Origin of the sequence: Marinoscillum pacificum (assembly GCF_024714495.1) — a bacterium.
Classification (GTDB): domain Bacteria; phylum Bacteroidota; class Bacteroidia; order Cytophagales; family Cyclobacteriaceae; genus Marinoscillum; species Marinoscillum pacificum.
The window spans coordinates 37,671-62,301 of sequence record NZ_JAMZMJ010000022.1; the positions used below are offsets into that span (position 1 = coordinate 37,671).

Annotated in this window: 22 protein-coding genes; 11 read left to right on the top strand and 11 right to left on the bottom strand. The window is 39.0% G+C overall.

Annotation, left to right across the window (positions count from 1 at the left end; translation table 11 throughout):
- Position 1: 1 nt before the first annotated feature.
- From NXS00_RS26140 to NXS00_RS26155, 4 genes are read right to left on the bottom strand one after another with little or no spacing between them, the layout of a single operon-like run.
- Entirely contained in the window at positions 2-1,186 is a 1,185-nt protein-coding gene (locus NXS00_RS26140; protein ID WP_258102249.1) for a PP2C family protein-serine/threonine phosphatase, read from the bottom strand.
- Positions 1,187-1,192: 6 nt separating this feature from the next.
- Positions 1,193-1,444 (bottom strand): hypothetical protein, encoded by a 252-nt coding sequence (locus NXS00_RS26145; RefSeq protein WP_258102250.1) that lies wholly within the window; start codon positions 1,442-1,444, stop codon positions 1,193-1,195.
- On the bottom strand, positions 1,441-2,547 hold the full coding sequence (locus NXS00_RS26150; protein WP_258102252.1) for a glycosyltransferase: 1,107 nt from the start codon (positions 2,545-2,547) through the stop codon (positions 1,441-1,443). Before NXS00_RS26150 ends, NXS00_RS26145 begins: the two co-directional genes overlap by 4 nt.
- Entirely contained in the window at positions 2,544-3,431 is an 888-nt protein-coding gene (locus NXS00_RS26155) for a hypothetical protein (protein WP_258102253.1), read from the bottom strand. Before NXS00_RS26155 ends, NXS00_RS26150 begins: the two co-directional genes overlap by 4 nt.
- Between NXS00_RS26155 and ruvC the strand changes: the two genes are divergently transcribed.
- From ruvC to NXS00_RS26175, 4 genes are all read left to right on the top strand, one after another.
- Positions 3,413-3,976: a crossover junction endodeoxyribonuclease RuvC gene (ruvC, locus tag NXS00_RS26160; protein ID WP_258102254.1), complete on the top strand. Its 564-nt coding sequence runs from the start codon at positions 3,413-3,415 to the stop codon at positions 3,974-3,976. The two genes, NXS00_RS26155 and ruvC, sit on opposite strands and share 19 nt — an antisense overlap.
- Positions 3,977-4,078: 102 nt before the next feature.
- Positions 4,079-5,149: a TIGR03032 family protein gene (locus tag NXS00_RS26165; protein WP_258102255.1), complete on the top strand. Its 1,071-nt coding sequence runs from the start codon at positions 4,079-4,081 to the stop codon at positions 5,147-5,149.
- A gap of 10 nt (positions 5,150-5,159) precedes the next feature.
- Positions 5,160-10,028, top strand: a complete 4,869-nt coding sequence (locus NXS00_RS26170) for an FG-GAP-like repeat-containing protein (protein ID WP_258102256.1) — start codon at positions 5,160-5,162, stop codon at positions 10,026-10,028.
- 140 nt (positions 10,029-10,168) lie between these two features.
- The gene (locus tag NXS00_RS26175) at positions 10,169-10,522 is read left to right on the top strand and encodes a zinc ribbon domain-containing protein YjdM (RefSeq protein WP_258102258.1); all 354 of its coding nucleotides are present in this window, start codon (positions 10,169-10,171) and stop codon (positions 10,520-10,522) included.
- A 7-nt stretch (positions 10,523-10,529) separates the two neighbouring features.
- On the opposite strand, the gene NXS00_RS26180 is transcribed toward NXS00_RS26175, so the two are convergent.
- Complete coding sequence (locus NXS00_RS26180) at positions 10,530-11,552, bottom strand: LLM class flavin-dependent oxidoreductase (protein ID WP_258102260.1); 1,023 nt, start codon at positions 11,550-11,552, stop codon at positions 10,530-10,532.
- A gap of 185 nt (positions 11,553-11,737) precedes the next feature.
- On the opposite strand from NXS00_RS26180, the gene NXS00_RS26185 reads away from it, so the two are divergent.
- From NXS00_RS26185 to NXS00_RS26205, 5 genes are all read left to right on the top strand, one after another.
- Positions 11,738-12,319: a hypothetical protein gene (locus NXS00_RS26185; RefSeq protein ID WP_258102262.1), complete on the top strand. Its 582-nt coding sequence runs from the start codon at positions 11,738-11,740 to the stop codon at positions 12,317-12,319.
- 204 nt (positions 12,320-12,523) lie between these two features.
- Positions 12,524-13,093 carry a Crp/Fnr family transcriptional regulator gene (locus NXS00_RS26190; RefSeq protein WP_258102264.1) on the top strand — a complete coding sequence of 190 codons (570 nt, stop codon included), beginning with the start codon at positions 12,524-12,526 and terminating at the stop codon, positions 13,091-13,093.
- A gap of 117 nt (positions 13,094-13,210) precedes the next feature.
- A complete protein-coding gene (locus NXS00_RS26195; RefSeq protein WP_258102265.1) occupies positions 13,211-13,663 on the top strand; it encodes a DUF1569 domain-containing protein in 453 nt (150 codons plus the stop codon).
- A 208-nt stretch (positions 13,664-13,871) separates the two neighbouring features.
- Positions 13,872-14,762 carry a sugar phosphate isomerase/epimerase family protein gene (locus NXS00_RS26200; protein WP_258102266.1) on the top strand — a complete coding sequence of 297 codons (891 nt, stop codon included), beginning with the start codon at positions 13,872-13,874 and terminating at the stop codon, positions 14,760-14,762.
- Between the two features lie 326 nt (positions 14,763-15,088).
- Entirely contained in the window at positions 15,089-16,834 is a 1,746-nt protein-coding gene (locus tag NXS00_RS26205) for an NACHT domain-containing protein (RefSeq protein WP_258102267.1), read from the top strand.
- Positions 16,835-16,861: 27 nt separating this feature from the next.
- Here the strand turns inward: NXS00_RS26205 and NXS00_RS26210 are convergent, their stop codons facing one another.
- From NXS00_RS26210 to NXS00_RS26230, 5 genes are read right to left on the bottom strand one after another with little or no spacing between them, the layout of a single operon-like run.
- Entirely contained in the window at positions 16,862-17,293 is a 432-nt protein-coding gene (locus tag NXS00_RS26210; RefSeq protein ID WP_258102268.1) for a hypothetical protein, read from the bottom strand.
- Positions 17,294-17,298: 5 nt separating this feature from the next.
- On the bottom strand, positions 17,299-18,483 hold the full coding sequence (locus NXS00_RS26215) for a Kelch repeat-containing protein (protein ID WP_258102269.1): 1,185 nt from the start codon (positions 18,481-18,483) through the stop codon (positions 17,299-17,301).
- A 7-nt stretch (positions 18,484-18,490) separates the two neighbouring features.
- Complete coding sequence (locus NXS00_RS26220) at positions 18,491-19,012, bottom strand: hypothetical protein (protein WP_258102270.1); 522 nt, start codon at positions 19,010-19,012, stop codon at positions 18,491-18,493.
- A 2-nt stretch (positions 19,013-19,014) separates the two neighbouring features.
- Positions 19,015-19,731 (bottom strand): hypothetical protein, encoded by a 717-nt coding sequence (locus NXS00_RS26225; RefSeq protein WP_258102271.1) that lies wholly within the window; start codon positions 19,729-19,731, stop codon positions 19,015-19,017.
- Positions 19,732-19,743: 12 nt separating this feature from the next.
- Entirely contained in the window at positions 19,744-20,481 is a 738-nt protein-coding gene (locus NXS00_RS26230; RefSeq protein ID WP_258102272.1) for a hypothetical protein, read from the bottom strand.
- A gap of 110 nt (positions 20,482-20,591) precedes the next feature.
- Between NXS00_RS26230 and NXS00_RS26235 the strand changes: the two genes are divergently transcribed.
- Positions 20,592-22,721, top strand: a complete 2,130-nt coding sequence (locus NXS00_RS26235) for an ATP-binding protein (protein ID WP_258102273.1) — start codon at positions 20,592-20,594, stop codon at positions 22,719-22,721.
- A gap of 86 nt (positions 22,722-22,807) precedes the next feature.
- Here the strand turns inward: NXS00_RS26235 and NXS00_RS26240 are convergent, their stop codons facing one another.
- Positions 22,808-23,425 (bottom strand): response regulator, encoded by a 618-nt coding sequence (locus NXS00_RS26240; RefSeq protein WP_258102274.1) that lies wholly within the window; start codon positions 23,423-23,425, stop codon positions 22,808-22,810.
- 186 nt (positions 23,426-23,611) lie between these two features.
- Here NXS00_RS26240 and NXS00_RS26245 point away from each other — a divergent pair, with 186 nt between their 5' ends.
- Positions 23,612-24,073 carry a hypothetical protein gene (locus NXS00_RS26245; RefSeq protein WP_258102275.1) on the top strand — a complete coding sequence of 154 codons (462 nt, stop codon included), beginning with the start codon at positions 23,612-23,614 and terminating at the stop codon, positions 24,071-24,073.
- Positions 24,074-24,631: the final 558 nt, after the last annotated feature.

Consider the following 24,631-nt stretch of genomic DNA (forward strand, 5'->3'; position numbering starts at 1 on the left):
TTTAGTTCTTGACTAAACAGGACAACATAGTAATATCATCTCTATAAGGTGTATCCTCTCTGAATTTATCAAGACTCTTGAAAATCTCTGTATGAAGCTGATTGATGTCTTTAGGCAAACCTTTTTCAAAAAACTCAACTAATCGCTCTTCACCATATTGCTCATCCTTCTTATTGAAAGTTTCAGTCAAGCCATCGGTGTAACCAAAGAACATAAACTCATCCAAACCTTCCAACTTTACTGTATTTAAGAATGGCAATGGGTCGAACATCCCGAGGATAGTGGTTCCATCGTTCAATTCAATAATCTCATCTTTCTTCACCAGATAAAGTGGATTATGCCCACAATTAACATATTCGAAAGATTTATCATTGAAGTCGTAAATACCGAGGAAGAAGGTGATGAAGTTTTCAGCGTTGCCACTATCTGTAATGACATGATTTAGTTCACTAACTATCTCTTTAGGGTCCTGAGTTTTGCGAACCAAGGTACGAAGCGATGCCTGGAAATTAGACATCAATAATGCAGCAGGAACACCCTTGCCGCTTACATCGGCAACACAAACCAAGAAACGATCATTATCTATAGTCAAATAATCATAGTAATCTCCACCTACATCCTGATGAGGCAGGTATACAGCTTCAATTTTAAGTCGATGTGTTTGTGGAAGTTCCTTTGGGAACAAGAAGTTTTGAACTCTTTTAGCAATTTCTAGCTCCTTACGATAGGCTTCTTGCTGTAATTGACGCTTTGCTAGCTTCTTATTCTCAATAGCCACTATAATAATATTGGTAAGCGCTCTTAAGAATGTAGAATCAGAGGTTTTGTTTTCTTGACCACCCACAAATATGATTGCCAGCAATCTGTCTTTGTGAAGTACTGGAATCAACTCATCAAACACAGAGAACTCTCCATCCTCCTCCGTCATGCATCGACCATCTCTGGCCTCCCAATATTCCTGAGGCAAGAAAGTATCTGACCAATCAGTCTGAGTTCCAAAATGTACCTTACATTCCCAATGATCGTCTTTTACGTATAGAGCCAGCTGCTTAACTTTCAGATCTGCCAATACCGTAAACCTGTAAATCTTATATAGATCAGCCTCTGCCAGATTATTATTAATGGCTTGAGTTATTTCCAGTAGCGCATTGAGCTCCAGATCACGTATGTCGAGACTATTAGGCATTGGTGCTTAAGAATTATGTGCAAGCAATCCTTCTTTGGTAGCAAGGAAAAAATACTGGCCTGCGTGATTGTTAAGGTCAAGTTTATCTCTTGAAACTTCGTCATCGACCGTTTCAAGAATTTTAATCCATCCCTTCTGATGTAGTTGACTTAGTACCAGAATCAATTCGTCTGTTTGTATATCGATTTCTTCCTGGATTTGATCCAATTTCGATACAAAATACAACTGATCTAGCACATCAAATTCCGCGTCGCTCATGAGTAGTATCTCCCTTTCCATGAATACTTCCCAAAAATAGAAGCTATTCCTAAGAAAAATACGAAGAACGGATAAATAATCTCCAACAGCAGGGATATCCAGACAACGTTGGATATTCTAAAAAATTGAGCTAAAGGGTGAGAAAAATACAATAAACTGATCCAACGTATCAATACAACTCCAAGAAAGGCCATTGGATAACCTCCTGCAAAAGACTCAATACCAGCCATGAACAAGGCCAGATAATTTAGAAAAACCAGCAAAGCCATCAGCTTGATAAAAATGCTTTTGTGGAATCGCCATTTGCTACTCCATCTAATTCGTTGGTTTAGCAACTCTCCAATACTTTGTTTAGCATCTGTAAACGCTACAGCTTCGGCAGATTTTAAAAAAGATACTTTATCTGGATACTTTCGATGGATCTTTTGAAGTAAGAATTCATCATCACCTGAAGGAATATTCTCGTTACCCAGGTATCCACTTACCTCTTGAAAAATCAACTTTTTATAGGATAAGTTCGCTCCGTTACACATAGTAGGATTACCTGATTTTAATGTAGCGGCACCTATTCCGATCAGGCAACTAAATTCTAGTGATTGCAAACTAGTGAACAAGTTTCTAGATTCCATTTTTACAGGCCCAGTAACCATTACCGCATCAGAATTTGAATATTTAGAAGCATAAGCCCTGAGCCATTTATCACCAAACCGACAATCACCATCAGTTGTAATGATATGATCGTATTTAGACTCTGAAACACCAAATGTTATGGCGTTCTTCTTTCCGCCTTTATCGCCTGTATTAACTGATAGCAATTTCCAATCAAGAGAGTTGTTCTGAATATATGACTTTACGAGATTAAATGTGTTATCCTCTGACTGATCATCTATGACTATAACCTCATAATGATCGCTGGGATAGTCCTGAGATTTAATGCACTCCAATAACTCAAGAATTTTTATCTCTTCGTTTCTAACTGGCACAAGGATAGAAAACCGAACAAATTGCGAGTCAATTTCGACTAATTCAGTCTCTGTCCAGTACCATCTACTCCAGGCCAGAAAAAGAATATATACAGCAGAAAACGCAACAAATACGATCATTGCGCAATGTTAAGTTTTAATTTGAAAATGAAAAACGCTCCAACAATTGATGGAATCACGGTATTAATCAACCAAATCAACAAACATGGAACCAGTATTAGCGTTGGGACATCTAAAAATCTTTCGAAGTAAATCAATGCACTCGCTTCACGAACGCCAAAATTCCCAAAGATGGATGGCACTATACTCCTAAAAAAAAACACCCAGCCAACACCTCCAAAAATTGATTCTACCGATAAGGCAGGAATTACAGCCCATATTATTAAGGCGAATTGAATAGTGAAAACGAAATACCTGAAAAAAGTGAGGCCAACAACTCGTCGAAAATTCTTCAGGTGACTTTTATTATAAATCCTTCGCACACCTATTAACAAAAGAAGTAACCCAAGAGCAATCAAAAAATAATACACGTCCGACAAGCCAAAATATTGGATTAACGCAAATCCTCCATATGCAGAAGTGATTCCAACAGAAATCACTCGAGTTAACATAAGTGCGATGCCTGACTGTTTATAGTTTTTGACATTCGCTAGTCTACCGCCTATATCTCCCAGCGTAAATGGGAAGACCCAATTCAAAGCTAAACCTGATAAAACCGCATACATCCCTTGCTTGAAACTCAACTCCTCATTAGCGACCGAAAATCTCCATTTTTGAATCTCCAAAAACCAATTCAATGGCATGAGCAACAGCATCACTCCTAAAACAATCAAAATATGAGAATCAAGCAATAACTTTAAAGGAGGATATTCACTTGAGCTAAGCTTGCTCCCAACAAACCAAAGACAAGAGACCGTCACCATTATTTTCAGAAGCCAGAAGAACTTTTCTTTATATCTCACAGGGTTATCGCTAATTTGCATGAATGTCTGCAGTTGCTTCATCAGAGAAAATCATATTGGGTATTGATCCCGGAACAACAGTAATGGGATATGGACTGATCAAAGTTAAGAAGCAAAACGTTAGTCTGCTTCAATTTGGAGTCATCCACTTAAGTAAATACTCAGGACATGAACTAAAGCTCAAGAAAATATTTGAGCGAATACTTAGCTTGATTGATGATTACCATCCTGACGAAGTAGCACTGGAAGCTCCATTTTTTGGTAAAAACGTACAATCAATGCTCAAATTAGGGCGTGCTCAAGGGGTTGCTATGGCAGCCGCACTTTCAAGAGAAATACCAATTACCGAATATGCTCCAAAAAAGGTGAAGCAATCTGTAACCGGCAATGGTAATGCATCAAAAGAACAAGTGGCAGCCATGCTGAAAAACCTATTAAAAATGCCTGACCAACAAAATATAATGCTTGATGCTACAGATGCATTAGGTGTTGCCATGTGTCATTATTATCAAGGAGGTGGTAAGGCTAAGGCTAGCTATAAAAGTTGGAATGCCTTCTTAAGTGAGAACCCTGGAAGGGTTAAATAACCGTCCCAACATCTTGAAATATTAAAATTTAATACCCTTAAAGTGGTATTTTCATTCAATTAAATTGCAACAAACACTCATAAGTTGATATCTTTATTGACTATGAGTAGTCCCGCCCCGCCATTTAGCTATACGTTTAGTCATAACGTACCTGAGCTGTTAAAAGCCCTGAACATTTCATTAGCAATAAGCACTTACCAAACTGGTAAGGTGGTAATCTTTTCACCAAAGGATGATAGTTCACTTGTGCAGTTACCAAGGAACTTCGAAAGACCAATGGGAATGGCTGTTAGAAACAATAACATAGCCATTGCATTAAAAGATCAAGTGATCATTGCTGCCAATGCTCCTGGAATGGCGCCAAATTATCCAGCCAACCCCAATACATATGATTCTTTGTTCATTCCGCGAGCCAGCTTTTATACAGGAGTTTTAGACATCCATGACCTGGCCTGGACTAATAAAGGTTTGATCACAGTTAACACCTCTTTTTCATGCCTTTCTTCAGTGAGTTACCAGTTTAGCTTTGAACCGATATGGAAACCTAAGTTCATCACAGAGCTCTATCCTGAAGATAGATGTCACCTGAATGGTATCGCTGTAGATAATGGTACTCCTAAATACGTAACTGCCTTAGGATCTGGAAACACTAAACTTAGCTGGAAAGAAAACATGCTTAACGGTGGTGTACTTATAGACATTGAAAGCAATGAAATAATATTATCGGAATTACCTGTCCCTCATTCTCCACGATGCTACGAAGATGGAACATATGCACTTCTTAGTGCAGAAGGAAAAGTTGTAAAAATCAATCCTGAAGCAGGTACATATGACGAGGTTTCCCAAATCAATGGTTTCTTGCGAGGCATGGATAGAATTGGAGATTATTTGTTTGTAGCAAGTTCTAAATTAAGAGAAGGCTCTTCCTTATTTAAAGATGCCCCTATTGCTAAAACAAAAACTTTCTGTGGGATTTCTATTATTTATATTCCCACTGGAAAACAGGTTGGCTTTATACAATACCAAAATACAGTGGATGAACTATTTGAGGTTAAAGTTCTTCCTAACACCATCAGACCTAATCTTTTAAACCTTGATAAGGAACTACATCTAACGAGTGTTTCTACCAGAGAGAATGTATTCTGGCAAGAAGCTCAACCCCAAACAAGCTAAATCGCCGCATATGAAACCAGAGCTACAAAACATTATCAAAGAACGCCAGCATAGCACGTACCAAAAACTTCGTGGACGTTTCTTGAAATCAATGAAATCAGGAACCTTTCAAGAGAAGAGTTCCAAACGAAAACATCGATTAGTTGAAAAACTTAAACACCTCGAGGAACAGTTAGGGTTCAAATCAACTCCTAAGCTTAAGCATTGGGCAATGGCTGTTGCTTTAGGGTTTGTAACGGTAATAGCCAATGGGCAGGATACAGATACCTCAAAAAAAACAGGAATACTCGGGAGAAGAGAGGTTCGCGCAAAATCAACACCTTTATCCAACGTTCCTAAAGTGAGCAATGTGGCCGAAATCGCCCTTTTTGAATCTCAAGATTTCTTTGGGGATCCGCTCATGGAAGACGGGGTATATCTTCATGGTGATATGGATGGTGATGGAGATGAGGATCTTGTAGTTTTTAATTATTCAGGCACTCTTGACATGTTACAAAATGATGGAGCTGGGAATTTTGACAACAGAATTGTAATAAGCAATGTATCAAGCAATTACCTTGACAACACTTTAATTACAGATATAGATGCTGATGGAGACCTGGACCTGTTAGCTCTTAACAGCTCTTATGACTCCTATGGAACCCCTACCTTAGAAATTCATACCTATTTAAATGATGGTACGGGCTTACTCTCAAGTACTTCACAGACAATAGCAGATATTGGAGCTAACAACGATTTCGAAATTGTAGATATTAATGGAGACGGAAATTCAGACATAATTACCGGCTCATATTCTCCTCAAAATGGAAGTTCGGTCATCACCCTGATAAATGACGGAACAGGATCCTTTTCGCTAGGCTCTTCTATTGGCAGCAGCACCGAGTTTATATTGGGTGATTTTGACGGTGATAGTGACCTTGATATAGTAGTGAGCGACTATTTCGTCCGGGTTTATACTAATGATGGAAGTGGTGGATTTGCTCCGGCAAACTATATCCTGAATGACGCCATATCCAATGCCTATTTCGAACAAGGCGATGCTGGAGACTTAGATGGGAATGGCACTGACGACATAGTTTTATCCTATTATAACTCAGGGGTTGTTGTCCTATACAATACCGAAGGTACGGGAATCTTTGACATTCCCGATACATTAATACAAAACAATGTTACCACAGATTTTGCAAGAAGAGCATACCTTGAACATCTTATTGACATTGATAAAGATGGAGATTTAGACATTGTATACAAGGAAGAGTATCGGAACTACCTGCTCTTTGAAGAGAGTGATTCCTTCACAGCACTTTACAATGATGGTATAGGCACATTTACCCCCAGCCAACTACCAATTACGACTAATGGAGGCTCAATAGACGCATTATCCATCTTCGATGTAGATGGCGATTCAGACCTGGATCTTATTGCTTCAAATTATTTTGACATTGTTGTGTATAAGAACACGGCTCAAACGTTCACATTATTCAGAGATGACTTCACAACCGTTTTTTATGGACTAAGGAACAAATTTGTTGACATTGACAATGATGACGACCTAGATGTTATTATCTCAGGCACACCGGCAGTTTTCGAAAACGATGGCAAAGGTAACTTGACTATTAAACAAGACTTATTCCGTGATTTCAACGCCCCGTTGGGATATGCCCTGGTTGTTGGTGATTTTGACTCTGATGGTGACATTGATATGATGTTAGGAGACATTGATGGCTTCCAGTCCAATCTAACTCTTTGGACCAATGATGGTACCGGCACATTTACTGAAGGCACACCAATTTCCTTAACTGGAGAAGTCTTTCAAACAGAAGTGGCTGATCTGGATGGGGATGGAGATCTGGATATAGTTACCATTTCTGAATATTTAGAAGGAACATATTACTTAATGACCCATTTCAATGAAGGCGGTGTATTTACTACAAACCAAACGCAATTCATCAATCAAGAAATAAAAAATGAACTGCAGCTAGTGGATATTGATGGAGATGGCGATATGGACATTATTTCAGGAGGCTCTAATGGAGTGGTGATCATTACCAATGATGCTGGCACTTTAGCTTCAACTCCAACCACCTATCTTGATGGAATTGGTGGAGAATTTGACAAATTGATTATTGGTGATATTGATGCAGACTCTGATCTGGATATTATAGCTTTAAATAGCTACATATCTGGTGGAGCACCTCACTATTTACTTACAAATGATGGTTTAGGTGTTTTTTCATCTGAAGTACTTCCATTTAGCCCAACTGCATACTATGGAGGAAAAATAGCTGACTTTGATCTAGATGGTGATGTTGATATACTGATCTTAGGCGGTGAAGAGTATGAAGATGAATTTTGGGCAAATGATGGTGCTGGAGCATTTACGTTAGCTGGTACTCTTGGAACATCATCATACGATGCAGACTATGGAGATATTGATGGAGATGGAGATTTAGATATTATAGCGCTTCAATACTATGCAGGCTCGCATTTAATACTTAACACAACAAACGAACCAGTTTTAATCCCAACTATTGCCGGATCAATCCTGTACAATGATGCTCCTGTAACTGATGGACAAGTGGTATTGTATCAAATGTCTGTTGGTCCATTTGTACCTGTTGACACTGTAGCTATAGTAGATGGAGCTTTCTCATTTGAAGATGTAGCAGATGGAGCTTATATATTGGAGACTAAAGCTGACCCAACATTATACCCGGATGCCTTACCTACTTATGGATCCACTGGAGAACCAAGCTGGACTCTAGCAGACACTATATTCTTCGCTGAAAGTCTGGATCCAACTACTATAATCATTAGCACTTTCGTACCCCCATCGGTCGAAGATGGAGCCTTGTTGAGTGCCTCTGTAAGCAATACCATATCAGCGGACTTAAATGAAGCAATTCCGTTAGTGATTTCAAGATCAGACACGGAAAACGGGACATATATCCCGTATGATTATAAAGAAACGGATGCTTCAGGCAATATTGACTTTGGGGCTATTGGCACCGGTTTTTATAGCGCAGAGCTCGCTTACCCTGGATTAATAAGTCCTGAGTTGGTATTTGAAGTAGCTGATGCTAACCTGCTAGATGAATATGTTCTTGATGCAACAATTTCATTTACAAGTATAGAAATTACTACGACAATTATTACTCCGTCCAATACGATTACAAAAGGAGATTCCACAGCATTAGTTAGACTTTACAACAACTTAGGAGGACCTGAATGGGCAAACGCAGACACCAATGGATGGTTATCAACAACAGCTGACTCCTGGGCTGGAGTTACCATCGATGCTGACAAAAGAGTTTCAAAGTTAGATTTAGCTGAAAATAATCTCGTTGGAAAATTCCCAGCATTAGAAGAACTAGATCAACTGGATACGCTTATAATTAACAATAATGACCTTGGAACAAATGCTATCGATTCATTAGGGTTCAACTTTAGCCTTATTTATCTTGATGCCTCTTCCAACAATCTGGATACAATTCCAAATTTCGGTCTTTTTGAGTTGATGACCTATCTGGATGTGAGCAATAACAATCTCACATTTGAAGAGCTCGTGCCTAATGCTGCTATTGCCAATTACACTTACACCGAACAAGCAATAATTGGACAAGCAAAGAGTGATACACTTGCAGCAGGTAGCTCAATTGAAATTTCCGTGCCTGATCTTGGAGTTGGCACTGTTTATCAATGGAAATTTGGCAAATTAATACCAGGACAAAACATCAACACTGATGTTGTTGAGTTGGCGGGTCAAGTAAACAGAAACCTTCTCATTGAGAATATCAATTTTGACAACCAGGGAACCTATATCCTAACAGCAACACACCCATCAGTTCCAGAACTTACGCTTATTAGCGAGCCGCTCAATGTATGGGCAAAAACGAATTTGTTTGGTGCAATAACTACGGCAGGCAATCCACTAACCGATGGCGATGTAATTATATTAAGATTAACGCCTTCAGGGCCTTTTGTAGCGGAAGACACCGTTGAATTATCGACCACTGGTACTTACGAATTTTCTGATGTAATACTCGGAGATTTCCTTATCAATGTTAAGCCAAATAGAGAGGTCTTTGAAAACACGATTCAAACCTATTACATCAAAGAACAGGATTACGAAGATGCTGACACGTTAAAATTGAGACAGGAGACAACTGGAGTAAATATAGAAATGATTGTCTTTACACCTCCTACTACTACTCCACCTCCTTCACAAGCAAAATCTATCACAGGAATAGTTGAAACCAATTTTCAAGAGGATGGAACAGACAATAACGGCAATCGTATTGATGCACGTCGAAAGGTTAAACGTGCAGCATGTAGTGTCAGACGTTTTGTTCCAAAAGGAAGAACTACTCAAGAAGGTGACTTTGTTCTTTATGCTTATGTAGAGTCTAATGACAATGGTGAATTCCAATTTACAAACCTAGAAGCCGGTACTTATCGATTGAGAATCGAATATCCTGGTGTTCCTATGGATGAAGATTCTGATGTAGAGTTTGTATTAGAAGGATCCAATGTGACCGGATACTCGGTGTTAGCAACAGTTACAGAGGATGGGATTTTTGTAGAAAGTTCTCCTGTACTAGGCACACCGTCTCCTTTCCTGAATGAAATAAAAGTTTATCCGAACCCAGTCAAAGAGACAGCACAGCTGAGGTATACTGTCAATAGAAAAATAAGTAGCCTTAACTTCAAGTTGCTTTCTATCGATGGAAAAATAATCTCCAATGGCTCATTAGGAACAAAGACCGGAACCTATGATTTGAAATTAAACACTGAAAATCTAGATCCGGGCATCTACTTTGTCAACCTATACGATACGGAACGAAACTTCAGCTATCAGGTAAAACTTATTAAAGAATAACCCACAATAATTCAATTAATTACTGAAAGCATCCGTCAGTTGGCGGATGCTTTTTTATTCTCCAATGATTTAGATCATATGCGATTTACATAAGTCAGCAACTGATTTTTATATATTCGCGCACATTTAATCCTAAAGTGATGTCAGAAGAATTTGCTCCGTGCCCAAAATGTAGCTCACCCTATACATACCCTACCGGCATATTACTAGCTTGTCCTGAATGTGGCCACGAATGGAACCCTGAAGAAACAACCACTGAAGAAGATACTGTTTCAGAAGAAAATGTCGTAAAAGACGCCAACGGAAACATTCTTCAGGATGGTGATGCTGTAGTTGTGGTTAAAGACCTACCTGTAAAAGGAGCTCCGAAACCAATCAAAGCTGGCACTAAAGTGAAAAGTATCCGATTGGTAGATGGTGATCACAACATCGATTGTAAAATTGATGGATTTGGATCTATGGCATTAAAATCAGAGTTTGTGCGCAAAGCGTAATAAATCGTCAAACCGTACAGCCTTCGTTGATAGAATTCATTGCTTCGGCAAAAATCTCAATTGAACGAATTCTTGCGTATGGATCATAAATATTTGACCCTATAATTACTTCATTGACAGCAGTACGCTCTATGAAATCTGCCGTCTGGTTTTGAACCGTTTCTTGACTACCGATAAACGCATATTTGGTCATTCGCTGAAATGATGGATTGGCCAATAAATCCTCAAACTCACTGGTAAACTCTTCAGGAGCCTGCAAATAGTCAATGTTGTTGGTCATTACTCCGAGCATCATGCGTATCATAGAAGTTGACAATCGCTTGGCAGCCTCATCAGTCTCAGCTGCAATCACATTGATTCCTGCGATGGTATAGGGCTTATCCAAAAACTGTGAGGGTTGAAACTCTCTGTGGTAAATTTCTAATGCCTCAAATAAATGTGTAGGCGCAAAATGACTTGCAAAAGCATATGGCAATCCCATTTGAGCAGCGACGTGAGCACTATCTGTACTGGAGCCTAAAATGTAAACAGGGACATCTACTCCTTCCGCAACGGTTGCTCTAACTCTTGCACCTTCATTGTCGTTGAAATAGTTCATCACAGCGGCCACCTCATCAGGAAACTTATAAACGGACTCCATTCTATCTGATCGAATGGCAGCAGCGGTAACTTGATCCGTCCCAGGAGCTCTTCCTAATCCAAGATCGATTCTATTCGGATACAGTGAACCTAAGGTTCCAAACTGCTCAGCCACCACTAATGGTGAATGATTGGGCAGCATTACACCGCCAGATCCAACTCTAATAGTCTCTGTACCGCCCGCTATATGGCCGATAAGCACTGGAGTAGCAGAACTCGCAATACTTTTCATATTGTGATGTTCAGCTAACCAAAAGCGTTTAAATCCAAGTTGCTCAGCTCTTTGAGCAAATTTTAAGCTATTATCAAATGTATCCTTAATTGTAGATCCCTGTGAAACAGTGGCTAACTCAAGTATGGAATAAGCAATCGGGCTGGATGATTGAGACATATCTCTAAGTTGAATATTTATTGACTATTTGATGTAAATGAAAATATGAATTAAATAATTCCCCGTTTTGACAAAATCCTGATTATCATTTTTTCCACTCGAATTCTAGACCAATTCCTTCAAATCCTAAAAACCAACTTTTCTAAGTGAAGATCAGCTCTATCCTTGTCTAAAAAAGAATATCTATGAACAGATTAGCTCGGGAATTTGGACTATGTGGAATAATAGTGAGCAGCCTATTTTCATGCAAGGATGAATCTCCTAACATCCCTGAAGGAATCAACATTCCAGATGAAAACTTCAAATCTTATCTGATCGGTGAATCCGCCATCAATACCAATGGAAATGATGTAATAGAAGTTTCAGAGGCAGAAGCGTATGAAGGATCTTTGCTGATTTCCAACATGGAGATTGCCAGCCTGGAAGGTATCCAATATTTTCCCAACATCCGTAGCCTACAGGCATTCAGAAATAATCTAACATCCGTAGACCTGTCGGCTAATACAATGCTCTTACAAGTTCTTTTGGAAACCAATGAATTAGAAACACTGGACGTATCCATGCTTCCGCTTCTTACAGACCTCAAGGCACATAGCAACCAACTGACCTCTGTAAACATGGCCAATGGCAAGAATGAAAATTTTACGCGAGTAGAATTTCAAGGTAATCCTGACTTAACGTGTATCCAAGTAGACAATCTCGAAGCACCATCATCTGGATGGCTCAAAGACAATGAGGCTGGATATAGTACCGATTGCACTAATTAGCAGTTAAGAGGAGATTTCCTTTATTCTTTCAGTGAATATATAAAGCCTGTAAAATCGAAATTACAGGCTTCATCTATTCCATTCTATCTGCATAAAGCTCATGAAAGTATTTAATTTGATAGAACCATTTGGCATGATTACTCCGATCACTTATTTTCATTGAATAATCAGTTTTAAACATTCTTTATTCAACCAAAAGCCATAATGACATCTTTAAAATCTTTTTTTGATCCTGACATCACCTCTCAGGTGGAAATGGATAAAATTCTCTCGGCATTTGAATCCGTATCCTTCGACAAGAAAGAATATATATTCACTCCAGACCAGGTGATCAATCACTACTACTTCATTGAATCTGGTTTTGCCAGGTCGTTTGTGATCAATATGGAAGGTAATGAAGTCACTACAGAGTTTTTTTCTCAAGGAAACTTGATTATTGATTGGCCAGCATTTTTTATGAGAAATCCGTCTACTGAATATTATCAAGCCAGCACACAGATCAAAGCCTGGAAGATTGGTTTCGACAGCTTTCAAGAACTGTTTCACTCAATAGCTGACTTCAGAGAATCAGGAAGAGCCAGGCTAGTCAAAAGCTTTTTTATGATGAAAAAACGACATCTGGATCTCATTGCAAAGCCTGCCAAAGAAAGATACCTAACCATGCTAAAACTACACCCTGAAGTTTTCCAAAACGCTTCTCTCAAAGACATAGCGACATATCTCGGCATTACGGACACTTCACTTAGTAGAATCAGAAAAGAGCTATCCAATTAGCTTTCTTGTCATAGGGCAAGAATTCAAAAATGAAAAGGTGAAAGCTTTGTAATCAAAGCAAGAAGGAATTAATCAAAACTTACTTGCAGTTGTTTTACTCACCTTACCATTTAAATTATGAAATCAATTTTTGACCCTTCCTCGGTTTCCGTCTTTTCTGAAAGAATTGATAAACTCAACAATGATCACTCTGCGATATGGGGGAAAATGTCAGCATATCAAATGCTAAAACATTGTGTTCTCAGTGAACACATGTATTTAGGAGACCACTCATACAACAGACTATTCATTGGTAAACTTTTTGGCAAAATGGCGTTGAAGAGTATTTTAAAAGATGACAGTCCACTAAAGAAAAATCAACCAACACATCCAGAATTTAAGATAGTCGGTGAAGGAGATATTACACCGCTACAAAAGGATTGGAAGGAATTGCTCAAACGATATCTGAAAACTCCTGACAATTCTTTTTCCGGATTTATTCACCCCTTCTTTGGTCCTATGTCCAAGGAACAAATTGGTCAATATGTCTATAAACACACCGACCATCATTTGAGACAATTTGGGTTATAACTCATTTCAAGAGGCCTTTTCAAAAGTTATTTAAAAGGCCTTTATTTTAATTGCAAACAAGGATTCCCAAAATCAGTCTGTCATAATACTGGATCTATTCTATCGACAAATGCATAACCTTTTGATTTCTTCATTTTTCAAAAAATGATGGTCGGATGTCTAATAAAACAGGTTAAATCCTATAATTTGCCTGACACCTAAAACCCTGATGATGAATAGACGTGACTTTGTTAAGAAGACAGCCTTAGGAAGCTCAGCATTGCTCATACCCTTGCCACATTTTGCAAGAGCTTCAAAATACAAAATGGGACTGCAACTGTTTACCGTGAATGAGGACATGCTCAAAAACCCTCAACAAACATTGGCTCATGTAAAAGCGCTTGGATATGAAGACTTTGAAATCTTCGGTTTTGAACCATTAAAGAATACCTTCTATGGCATTCCATCTACAGAGTTCAAAAGCCTATTGACTGACATGAATTTAACCGCCTCCTCGGGACATTTCGGGTTTTCATCCTATTTAGATAAAAGCATAGAGGAACTGAAAACTTTTGTAGACCAGTGTATAGTGGGTGCAAAGGACCTTGACTTAAGCTATATCACCTGGCCATGGATCGCCCCTGAGCAAAGAACTCGCGAAAACTTCAAAAAAATGGCTGCACGCCTCAACCTTATTGGTGAACAGGTTAACGCCGCTGGACTTGGTTTTGCCTACCACAATCATGGGTATGAGTTTGAAGACTATGGTGGAGAAACCGGATACGACATCATTCTTCAAAATACCGATGCTGATCTGGTGAAACTACAAATGGACATGTATTGGGTGATGCACTCAGCCAACTTCACTCCTAAAGAACTTGTAGCAGCCCAACCAGGCAGAGTGGTGATGTGGCACATCAAAGACATGCACAAAACATCAAGAGACTACACCGAACTGGGTAATGGAAGTATTGACTACACCAAAATCTTACCGGATCCTGAGCAGTCAGGACTTGAATATTACTACATAGAGCAGGGCGGTAATTTTGCTGAGAATGCACTAAAAAGTGTGGAAACAAGTGCGATCTACTTCAAGAAAAAGCTGAAGAAGTATTTGTAAATTTTCAATAAATAGCGTGTGTTGAAAATGAGTGTCAAGAACTTAATCCGCATGGGAAAATTATCTATCTGCGCCTGGCAATCACTCATCCACTGATTTTGGTTAATCCTTAAGTAGGCAATAAATACTTCATCTGCTACTAGACGTTAATAGTAAATACATTTCTGTCCAAAAACCTATCTCTTCAAGGTGCATAAAATGTGAAATTCCGTTATTTTGGAGGAATGAAAAGGCCAACCCTCTATAAAAAGAACATAGGTTATTTCATATTTAAAATAACATGATCGGTCATGTTGTTACGATATTGTGTGTTATATGACTGCCTCATGGAATTAAAGGAAATTACAAGCACATTTAAGAAACCACTTGAAAAAATTTTTTCAATCCTTGGTGAAGAACTACAACACACTTTTTCCAACAGGTTATTGGAGTATCAGACTGAAGAATATAAAAGAAACTATTTCTCAAAAACCTTACTTCATCGGTCTGAGCCAAAATGTCTGACGGAGTTTTACCAGCCTCTGTTTATCAAAAAGTTCGCAGAACAAACGCATCCCGAAAAACGCATTTCGACCAGTTCGACTAAGAAACTTTTAAATAAATGGAATTGCATAACATTAATTGGAAATGCCGGAAGTGGAAAAAGTACAATCATAAAGTACCTATACACTAATTGCTTCAAAGAACAATTCAAAATACCTATTAAAATTGAACTCCGGTATTTAAACGAGTTTGATGGTTCAATATCTGAATACATTTATGATCAAATATTCCACTTTCATAAGATCGGTTTTAGTGAAAGGATAATTGATCGACTTTTATCATCAGATAGCTTTGCATTCTTTCTTGATGGTTACGATGAACTGAACTCAAACATCAAGGCCAAAACAACAAAGGATATTGATTCCTTTGTTCAGAAATTTCCTAACAACAAATATGTAATAACTTCCCGACCATATACTAGCATTGACCTATTACCTCTTTTTTCAAACTTTGAAGTCTGTGATCTAGATGAAAATGAAATAGCTGCTTTTGTTAAGAAGCAAATACCGATTGAAGAAATAGAATTGGCTGAAAAGATAATTAAGTCGATAAACAAATCTGAAAATAGATCTTATAGGTCATTTCTAAGCAATCCTCTTCTTTTATCCATGTTCATCCTGACTTTTCAGTCATTTTCTGATATCCCACAAAAAAGAAGCGAGTTCTATGATCAGGTATTTGATACATTATTCTCTATTCACGATAGCATATCCAAATTGGCATTTGTTAGAGAACGGCTTTCTGGGCTGGCAAAAGATCAATTTGAAGAAATTCTTCAACTCTTTTCATTTTTATCTTTCTTCGAAGAGAAGTTTGTTTTTTCTAGTAATTATCTGACGGATAAATTAGAAATTATTAAATCCAAAAAATCTAATATTGACTTTAACAACGAAAGATTAATTGATGATTTGCAAGTTGCCATAGGAATTCTAAACAAAGAAGGTTTAGACTACACATTTCCTCACCGATCATTGCAAGAATATTTCGCATCATTATATATAACAAAGTTAGGCCCAGACAATAAAAAGAAACTTTACGATAAGCTTAACAGGGAAATCCAATCGAATCCAACAACTCTTTTGAGACGAGAACACTTTTTTTTATTACTCGTTGAGATGGATTACAATAATATCTGCCAATACGTATCGATTCCCACAGTGGAACGGTTTCTATTAGAATTACAAGGCATCAGCAATCCATCAAGTGGAGTCATTCATGAATATTATGGGAAGTTGATGTTGTCATTTCACATATTATTAGATACGTATAAAAATCATCCGGCAGTTCATTTAAGTATTTTTGAGGAAGAACTTGCCTATGCATTTTTTGGTGAAGGTGATGATGTTTTTAAAGTATCAAAGGAAGATGAGAAGAACTTCTACAGTGGCGAACGAGGAATGGAGCAGATAGAATTAATGAAGAAGGCTTTAAATAATTTTATTGTCGATGGTGCGAACACTATCAAAAAATTTCGAAAGAAACTTATTGATGATGAGCAAAGTGATTCTGAAATAATAAATCTAATATAAGACACACAGTTTACTCCTTTTCATTCACTAATTATAAAAGATCACATCATTAAAACTTCCCGTAAGCTCATAAGCTGTTCCTTGATATTGCCCCCTCACGTGAAAGTTACCCCATATTTTACCTCCATCTTCATTTCTATCCAGACGGGTAATGTTAACTTCTATAACATAAGGAGATACATCTTTATAGTAAGCGCCATCTTCTTCAGTATACGTTCCCTTCTCAATCAAACCATCTAAGTCCTGTATTAAAAGAGTCCCCACTCCGCCTGCTACACGAAAGTCTATAAAAATTTCTTCATACGTCTCACCATCTGACTCACTGCGTGGAGATGAAACTCTTGCACAGGTTTCACCCAGTTTCCCATTAAAATCTTCTCCGCATTCGGGCTCTTTTTCACACGACCAGGCAGCAGCACCCAAAATCACGATTGCTAATAATTGCCTCAAATTCTTCATTATCCTTATTTATCTAAATAGTACATCCAGCTATTCTCATCATATCCCAGCACTCCCATCAATCGTGGAAACACAATGATATCACCAGTAACAGCGCCATTTCCATAGAGACCCGTTGGTGCAATGATCAGTTGAGTAGCTCCTTCCATGTCCACTTCTGTTACCTTTTCCCCATCAAACTGGACCGTTTTCCCTGCCAGTCCTCCATACATCACTCCATTGAAAGGAACGAACCCAGGAGAAAACCCCACATCCACAGAAAAGTTATCACCGCCTTTTTTCCAGGTATCCGTAGCGATATCATACTCATATTTACCTGCGTAGATTTTACCCTTGTAGGCAAACGAGTGATCTCCTATCTCGCCTCGCTCTGGCCGATCTGTCAACTGTTTCCATTCATTGGTTTCGGGAGCGTATTCGTAGAGGTGATACATATTACCTATCCCGAAATAGCCTTTACCCCCTTCTGAAACGCCAAGAACAGGGTAATTGTAATTTTCTCGACCAACACCTCCCAAGTTGAGTATGGTAGATACCAATTGCGGCAGCTGACCTTTGTTAGCCCAGGAATTGGTCGCAGGATCATATTCATAAAGAATGGAGTTATTGCCTACCAAATAGCCTTTCCCTTCAATAGCAAAACCGGCAAATGCATTAAAGTCTACCAGATTAGGGATGTTAGCCATCTCCTGCCAGCGGAAGGAAACTGTATCTAATCGGTACCAGTTGTTGAAATTGCCAAAACCACTGTAAACATCTCCATTGATGGTCATGGACACGCTTTGTTTGGTTTTGCCTCCAGGAAAATCTACATAATGCCTGGCCCAAACATGCTTACGGTGTACAGTAATGTCTTTGCAAAGCCGCTCTGTTCTACTTCCTCCAGACTCCAGCTCTACACACATGGTACCGCTGGTTAGTAATTCAAAGCTTTTGTTTCCGACCATTTCGTAGATCTCACCCGAATAATCCCACACATATTCTGCCGAACCACCAAAACACTCTCCGACGGTATAATACACATCACCTCCTGAGTTGTTATGATAGGCTACATTCTGGTTGAGCGTATAATCCTCGTCCTCCAGAGGTTCAGCTGTTATCGGGCAGTCCGCATCACTATCATCTAGCAGCCCACAGCCTGAAAACCATACCAGAAATAAAAGCGCGAGTGTTGATCGTAAATTCTTCATGATTTGATTAGTTAAATGGATTGCAACCTGGAGATAAGGATGATGATTCGGTACCTGCCCCTTTGAAATAGACAAACTTGCCATCGGTATAATTAAAAGGGGTGATACCACCAGTCTGTGCAGTAAGTGTAAAAGTTCCAGCGATGCACCCTTCTTTACCTTGAGATGGTGGGTCAAAAACGAGTAGTGTTAAGCTCCCTTCAGTGATATCATCAGCGTCGTATATCTTTCCTTCAAGTACCGGATATGCTGTATTTAGTGCAATCCCTTCTACCGGAATAGAAAACTCGACATATATTTCTGGTGCCATAGTTGGCCCTTCATTTCTAGCTGACATAATGATCTTGGCAGCCGAACTATTAGCATGGAAATAGGTAACCTCTACTTGCCCAAGGCAAATTGGTTCACCATTCCTTATTGAAGTTGCCCACCTGTTATCATCACAGGGATCAATAGGCTCTGGTATTTCTTCACAAGCGACACCAGCCATTAGCCCGGCTAGTCCTATGAGTACTATTAATTTTCTCATGATCAATTAATTAAAGAGTTGCAATCAAAATCATCCCATTTGAAGCCAAATCGCTGCTTATCCTTTTCGGTGAATTGTGTTTCATCAAATTGAGTGAGGATACTACCGTAAAACTTAATCCAATCAATTTCAACATGAATACTCGCTGTAGGTCGTCCGTTATTTCTTGCAGGGTTCACACCCACATCTATATAAAATAGCTTAGGAGATGCAGATATTGGCGTTTCAGACTTAATAGGATTGGGACTTCTGGTATCAAAAACGACTTCATCAGCCTCACCGAAAATGTAATTGGAGCCACTCTGAAAACTTTCATAGACTTTTTCGCCATAGAAATACCCTAGATTTCCATATCCACCATTGATACGGGTAATGAATGGATTTTCTGGGTCCGATACGTATGCAAATGAATACTTGACATGGTAATCATGTGAATATTCATCTACTGGAACTGCTTCAGTTATTCCTCCTGACAGATAAACTCCAACTTCAGAACCAATGTATTCGGAACTTTGGCGTTGTATTATCCGGACATCTTTGGCAGTTTTAGGATTAGGAACGTCAATCACCAAAACTCCATCCTCTATCACAACTGTAGCCTCTGGATTATTGATTTCCACCTCCCATTTACCACAGTCAGGAGTCATATCCTTCTCTTCTACACAAGAGTTTAGCAGTAGTACCACTGCTATTCCAAACACTATTTTGATCTTTTTCATTTAAACCGATTTTTAAATAGAAATTCCAAATCCGAATTGCTGACGTTTGATACGATTGCCCCAGTCATTCATACCATAGACGATCTCCGCAGTAACAAAGAGTTGCCTCCAACGAACCTCAAAGGTTTGATTGAGAATATCAGGTTTTACATCCAGAGAATCTGGCTCTGGCTGACCGCCCCATAAAAAGGCATATGATCCTTCATAGTGCACCCAAAACCCGGTATTGCCAATGGCCACATCCGCCATCCAGGTTGGGCCTGTAGCACCATAGTAATAGCGGCTTCCACTGGTATTTTGCTCGGATCGTTTGTGAGTAGTTAAAGGCTCTATACCATACCAATAATCCCCTGCATGAAGCCCCAATGACAGCTGTACATAATCTGAGTGAAATGCTGAAAAGGCGAAGTTGTGCCAACCAAATATGCTAGTAAGAATAGGCGTGCCTGCTGCTGGCTTCCCGGTAAGTCCTTCACCAGAATACAACAGCGATATCACGTCACCGAAAATTTTGTAACGGTGAGAGTTTTGGTACTTTCCCCACCCAAACGTAGACCTGCTCTGACTCCAGTCAAATACCACCGTACTCGACTTTTCATCCTCTATTTTGCCTGACCATTGATTGGTGATCGCTCCATAGTATAGTGCAAACCTCATAGTCTTCTCTCCATCCAATGGATAATCAGTAAGCTGTGCTTTTAACTGAAATGTGAAAAACACCAGCAGTATTAATGGAACAATCTTTTTCATTTGATGAATAGTTTATGACAAATTTCTCCACTTCGCTCATCGGTTTCAATCAACTAAATCAGGTAGATTTGATATACCTAGTGGTAGGTAGACCGTAAACATTATTTGAATTGAACTACATCAAAACTGCAATCCTGATGATGGCATTCATGGCCTCATCTCATATTTACTCGCAAGACATCATCTATTCTGATTCATTGAAAAAGGCTCTAACAAAGATGCGTAGAGAAGAACAAGTCAATCTGCTCTGGACACTGGCACGTGAATATGCCTTTGTGGACTCTACCGCTACCATTGAGATTATTCATCAACTTGAACAAACAGAGACTGATGTCAAAAAATTGGAAGCGATGAAAATGGGAATTGAAGCCAATTTACTGGACGCCAACAACCAGACTTTACAGGCCAAAAAGTCTTATTTGACAGCATATGAGCAACTCCTGAGCAATGATGAACCTGAAAAAGCAGCGCAAGTCCTCAATGACTTATCTACTTTTTATGGCCTGCATGGTGAGTTCGATTCCTTAAAATACTTTGCACAAGAAGCGGTGAAGATTTTCATCGATCATAAAGACACCATGGGCTTAATTTCCAATTATTCCAACATAGGGAGAGCCTACCAACTCATGGGGCAATTCGATTCGGCTATAGTTAATTTGTATAAAGCTATAGATCTTATGGAAGCATACACTCCCACGCCTGTGCTTCAAAAAACTCACTTAAGATATCAAGGCAATGTTTTCAATAACCTGGGAATCGCCTATGTGGAGCACGGAGATTTAGAAAATGGCATTAAATTTTATCTCAAAGCCACTGAGAAAAAAGTAGCGCTGGGAGACCTAACAGAAGTTGGCAATATCATGATCAACATTGGTGGAGTAAAGTTTGATGAAGGAGATCCAATTGCGGCCAGAGCCTATCTGGACAGTGCCTCTTTCTATTATGAAAAGACGAATTACTCACTAGGACTTTTGATGTGTAAAACCAACTCGGCTGCAGTTTCCAATATGGTTGGAGAACATGCCAAAGCCATTGAGTATAGCAAGGATGGCGCTCAAATCGCTAAACAACTAGATGATCAAACCAACGTAGCCCTCAACTACATTCACTTGGGTACCGCGCATTGGAGGCTGGGAAACAAAGAACTTGCTTATACCTACTTGGATTCATCCGCCATGGTAAGTCAGGCTATAGACTCCAAACGAGTAATGAATGAAGTCCAAAACCTGCGCTATGAATTTGCACTGGAAGAAAAGGACTTTGAGCGAGCTCTGAATTATCGCAACGAATTCTTTGCCACCAAAGACTCCATGTATCAGACTCAAAAGTCACGAGAAATATCAGAGCTAGAAACGCAGTACAAAACAGCAGAGAAAGAACAAGAGATTGCCTTTTTGGAACAGGAAAATAAGCTAAAAGAAGCCACCATACAACGTAATACGTTCTTACTGATTGGATTGGTGGTGCTGATCATCTTACTTATTGTGATCTTCTATTTCATCAGATACCGAACCAGACAGCAGCATCTCGCAGTATTGCAAGAGCAGAAAATAAGAATGCGCGAAAGCCAGATGCAGGCCGTCATAGATTCACAAGAAACCGAACGCAAACGATTTGCCACAGACCTTCACGACGGCATGGGGCAATTGATCTCGGCTCTTAACCTCAACATTCAGTCAATGAATGAAACGGCTGGAGATAAAGATAAGCGAGACAAATTGTACAACAACTCCACAACCTTATTGAAGGACATCCATACTGAGATTAGAAACATCGCCTTTAACCTGATGCCACAAACACTGATGAAGGCAGGGTTAATAGAAGGTTTAGAAGAGCTCATTCATCGGATCAACAGAACCGAGAAAATTCAGGTCCACTTGTCGGTTTATGATCTGGATCACCGCCTACCAGAAGTAGTAGAGGTGTCGATATACCGCATCATACAAGAGTTTCTTTCCAATATCATGAAGTACAGCCAGGCTGAAAATGTCTATATAGGCATCACCAATCATGAAGACGAACTGGTGCTGACCATAGAGGATGACGGCATTGGTTACGACATTGAAAAATTCAAAGTAAGTGAAGGCAATGGCTGGCGCAACATCAACTCCAGAGTAAATCTGATCAAAGGAGAACTGGATATCGATACAACCGAAGGCAGAAAAGGGTCTTCAGTGGTCATCAACATCGACGCGAAGCACATCGAGAAGATGAGAAGTGCGGATGTAGCTACCAATTAATGTTCCTACTAGGATAGTGGTTTCATTAATTCTTTTCAGTGATAGACACAGATCTAAAGTCTAGCATCTATCATCTAACATCTTGTTTAGGCTAGTCCATGCTTTATCGCGTACTTGGTCAAACCTACCAGATTGGATGTTTCAGTCTTTTTCAGAATGTTCTTGCGATGAGTTTCCACTGTCTTCTCACTAATAAACAGGATCTCTGCTATTTGTTTGGTGCTATATTCTTTCACTATGAGCTTCACGATCTCTTGCTCTCGTGGTGTCAAAGAACTAGAGTTAGGCTTTTCCGTGTGATGAATGAGCATCTGAGAAATGTTCTGACTCAGAAAAATCTTACCCTCCTCCACACGTTTTAGTGCTTCCATAATATCTGTGTGAGAATCACTTTTGAGAACAAACCCATTCAGACCCAATTTGAGCAATTCTTTCACCACCGCTGGCTCATCATGCATACTTAGCACTATAGTTTTCAGATCAGCATTGATGGTTTTTGCTATTTGAATCAGCTCCATGCCGGTCATCCCCGGCATTTCATAATCCGTGATCAGCACATCATAATCATTCCGCTTCAAGAGCTCCAGCGCTTGGTCTACAGAGCTTGCCATGTCCTTTACTTTGTATTGATCAGAAGATGCTTCTAAGATCGTTTTGGTTCCTTCCAGTAAAATACGATGATCGTCTACCAGTAAAATATCCATTATGGCTTTGTCTTTGTGGGTTGCGGAATATAGTTTTTCAAAAAGCTTCACCGAATATCTGTTTTTATTCCGTAAAGGTCATACGCTAAGATATCAATTTCCATCGGTCTATTAAGGGATAATGCCACTACCTGATGGTAGGTAGAAGGTGTTGGAGATTTATATTGAATCAGTTAGTTTGGAGATATGTTTTTAAGCCATAAGTCAAAATACAGCACCTTCCTTTCTGAAGATGAAATTGAAAAACGATTTAATCATTTGCTTACAGAATCCATGATCTCCAATGAACAAAAATTCAGTGGTTATTTTGACAAACACTATTTCGTTATCAATGACAATGAACCATCAAAATTCGGTGAACCAGCTACTATTGAAGGTAGAATTCTAGAAACATTTAACAGAAAAACTGTTCTTGAAATCACTACTACAGCACGTGCTAAAAGTGTTATACAGTTTGCATTTATTCTTTTGAGCTTACTAATATTAATCATCTTAATGAGTCTAAAAGTTGTACCAGTTCCTTTAGATACTATTGGCTCTATTCTCACATCAGTATTCATGATTTCTGCGCTCATCATTGCGATGAGAATTCAATATTACTCACTCAAAAGAATAGTAATATCTACTTTGCAACTTGAGAAAAGTTGATGAATTCAATTATAAGATTGGTTAGCCACATCTGGTGTACCAACTGAGATATGTCAAGTGTCACCAAATGATCTTTACTTTATTTTTATACTAGTCGAATTATTATAGACACTTGCCCTGTCTGCAGCGTCAGTGAACTCCAACAAAGGCAAACATTAATCAGCATAGAAAAATCATATGTCCGTATCTGGCAATGATATATCCGCATGAGAAAATCATATGTCCGTATCTGGCAATGATTTATCCGCATGAGAAAATGACCAAAACGCTCCTAGCAATCACATAAACGCATCCGACAATAATTCATCCGCATGAGAAAATGACCGAACCGCTCCTGGCAACAACAAAAACGCATCCGGCAGTTACATAAACGCTCTCGACAATCGTATAAACGCTGACGGCAATGATAAAAACGCATCAAGCAGTCGTAAAAACGGGACCCATCCTAAAATAAGTTGACAGATTATTACTTAATACTAGATGTAGTTTACAATGATACTACAAAGTCCTATTTGCACTTTACAGAGATTACTTTAATCCTGATTGAAGTATACAGGC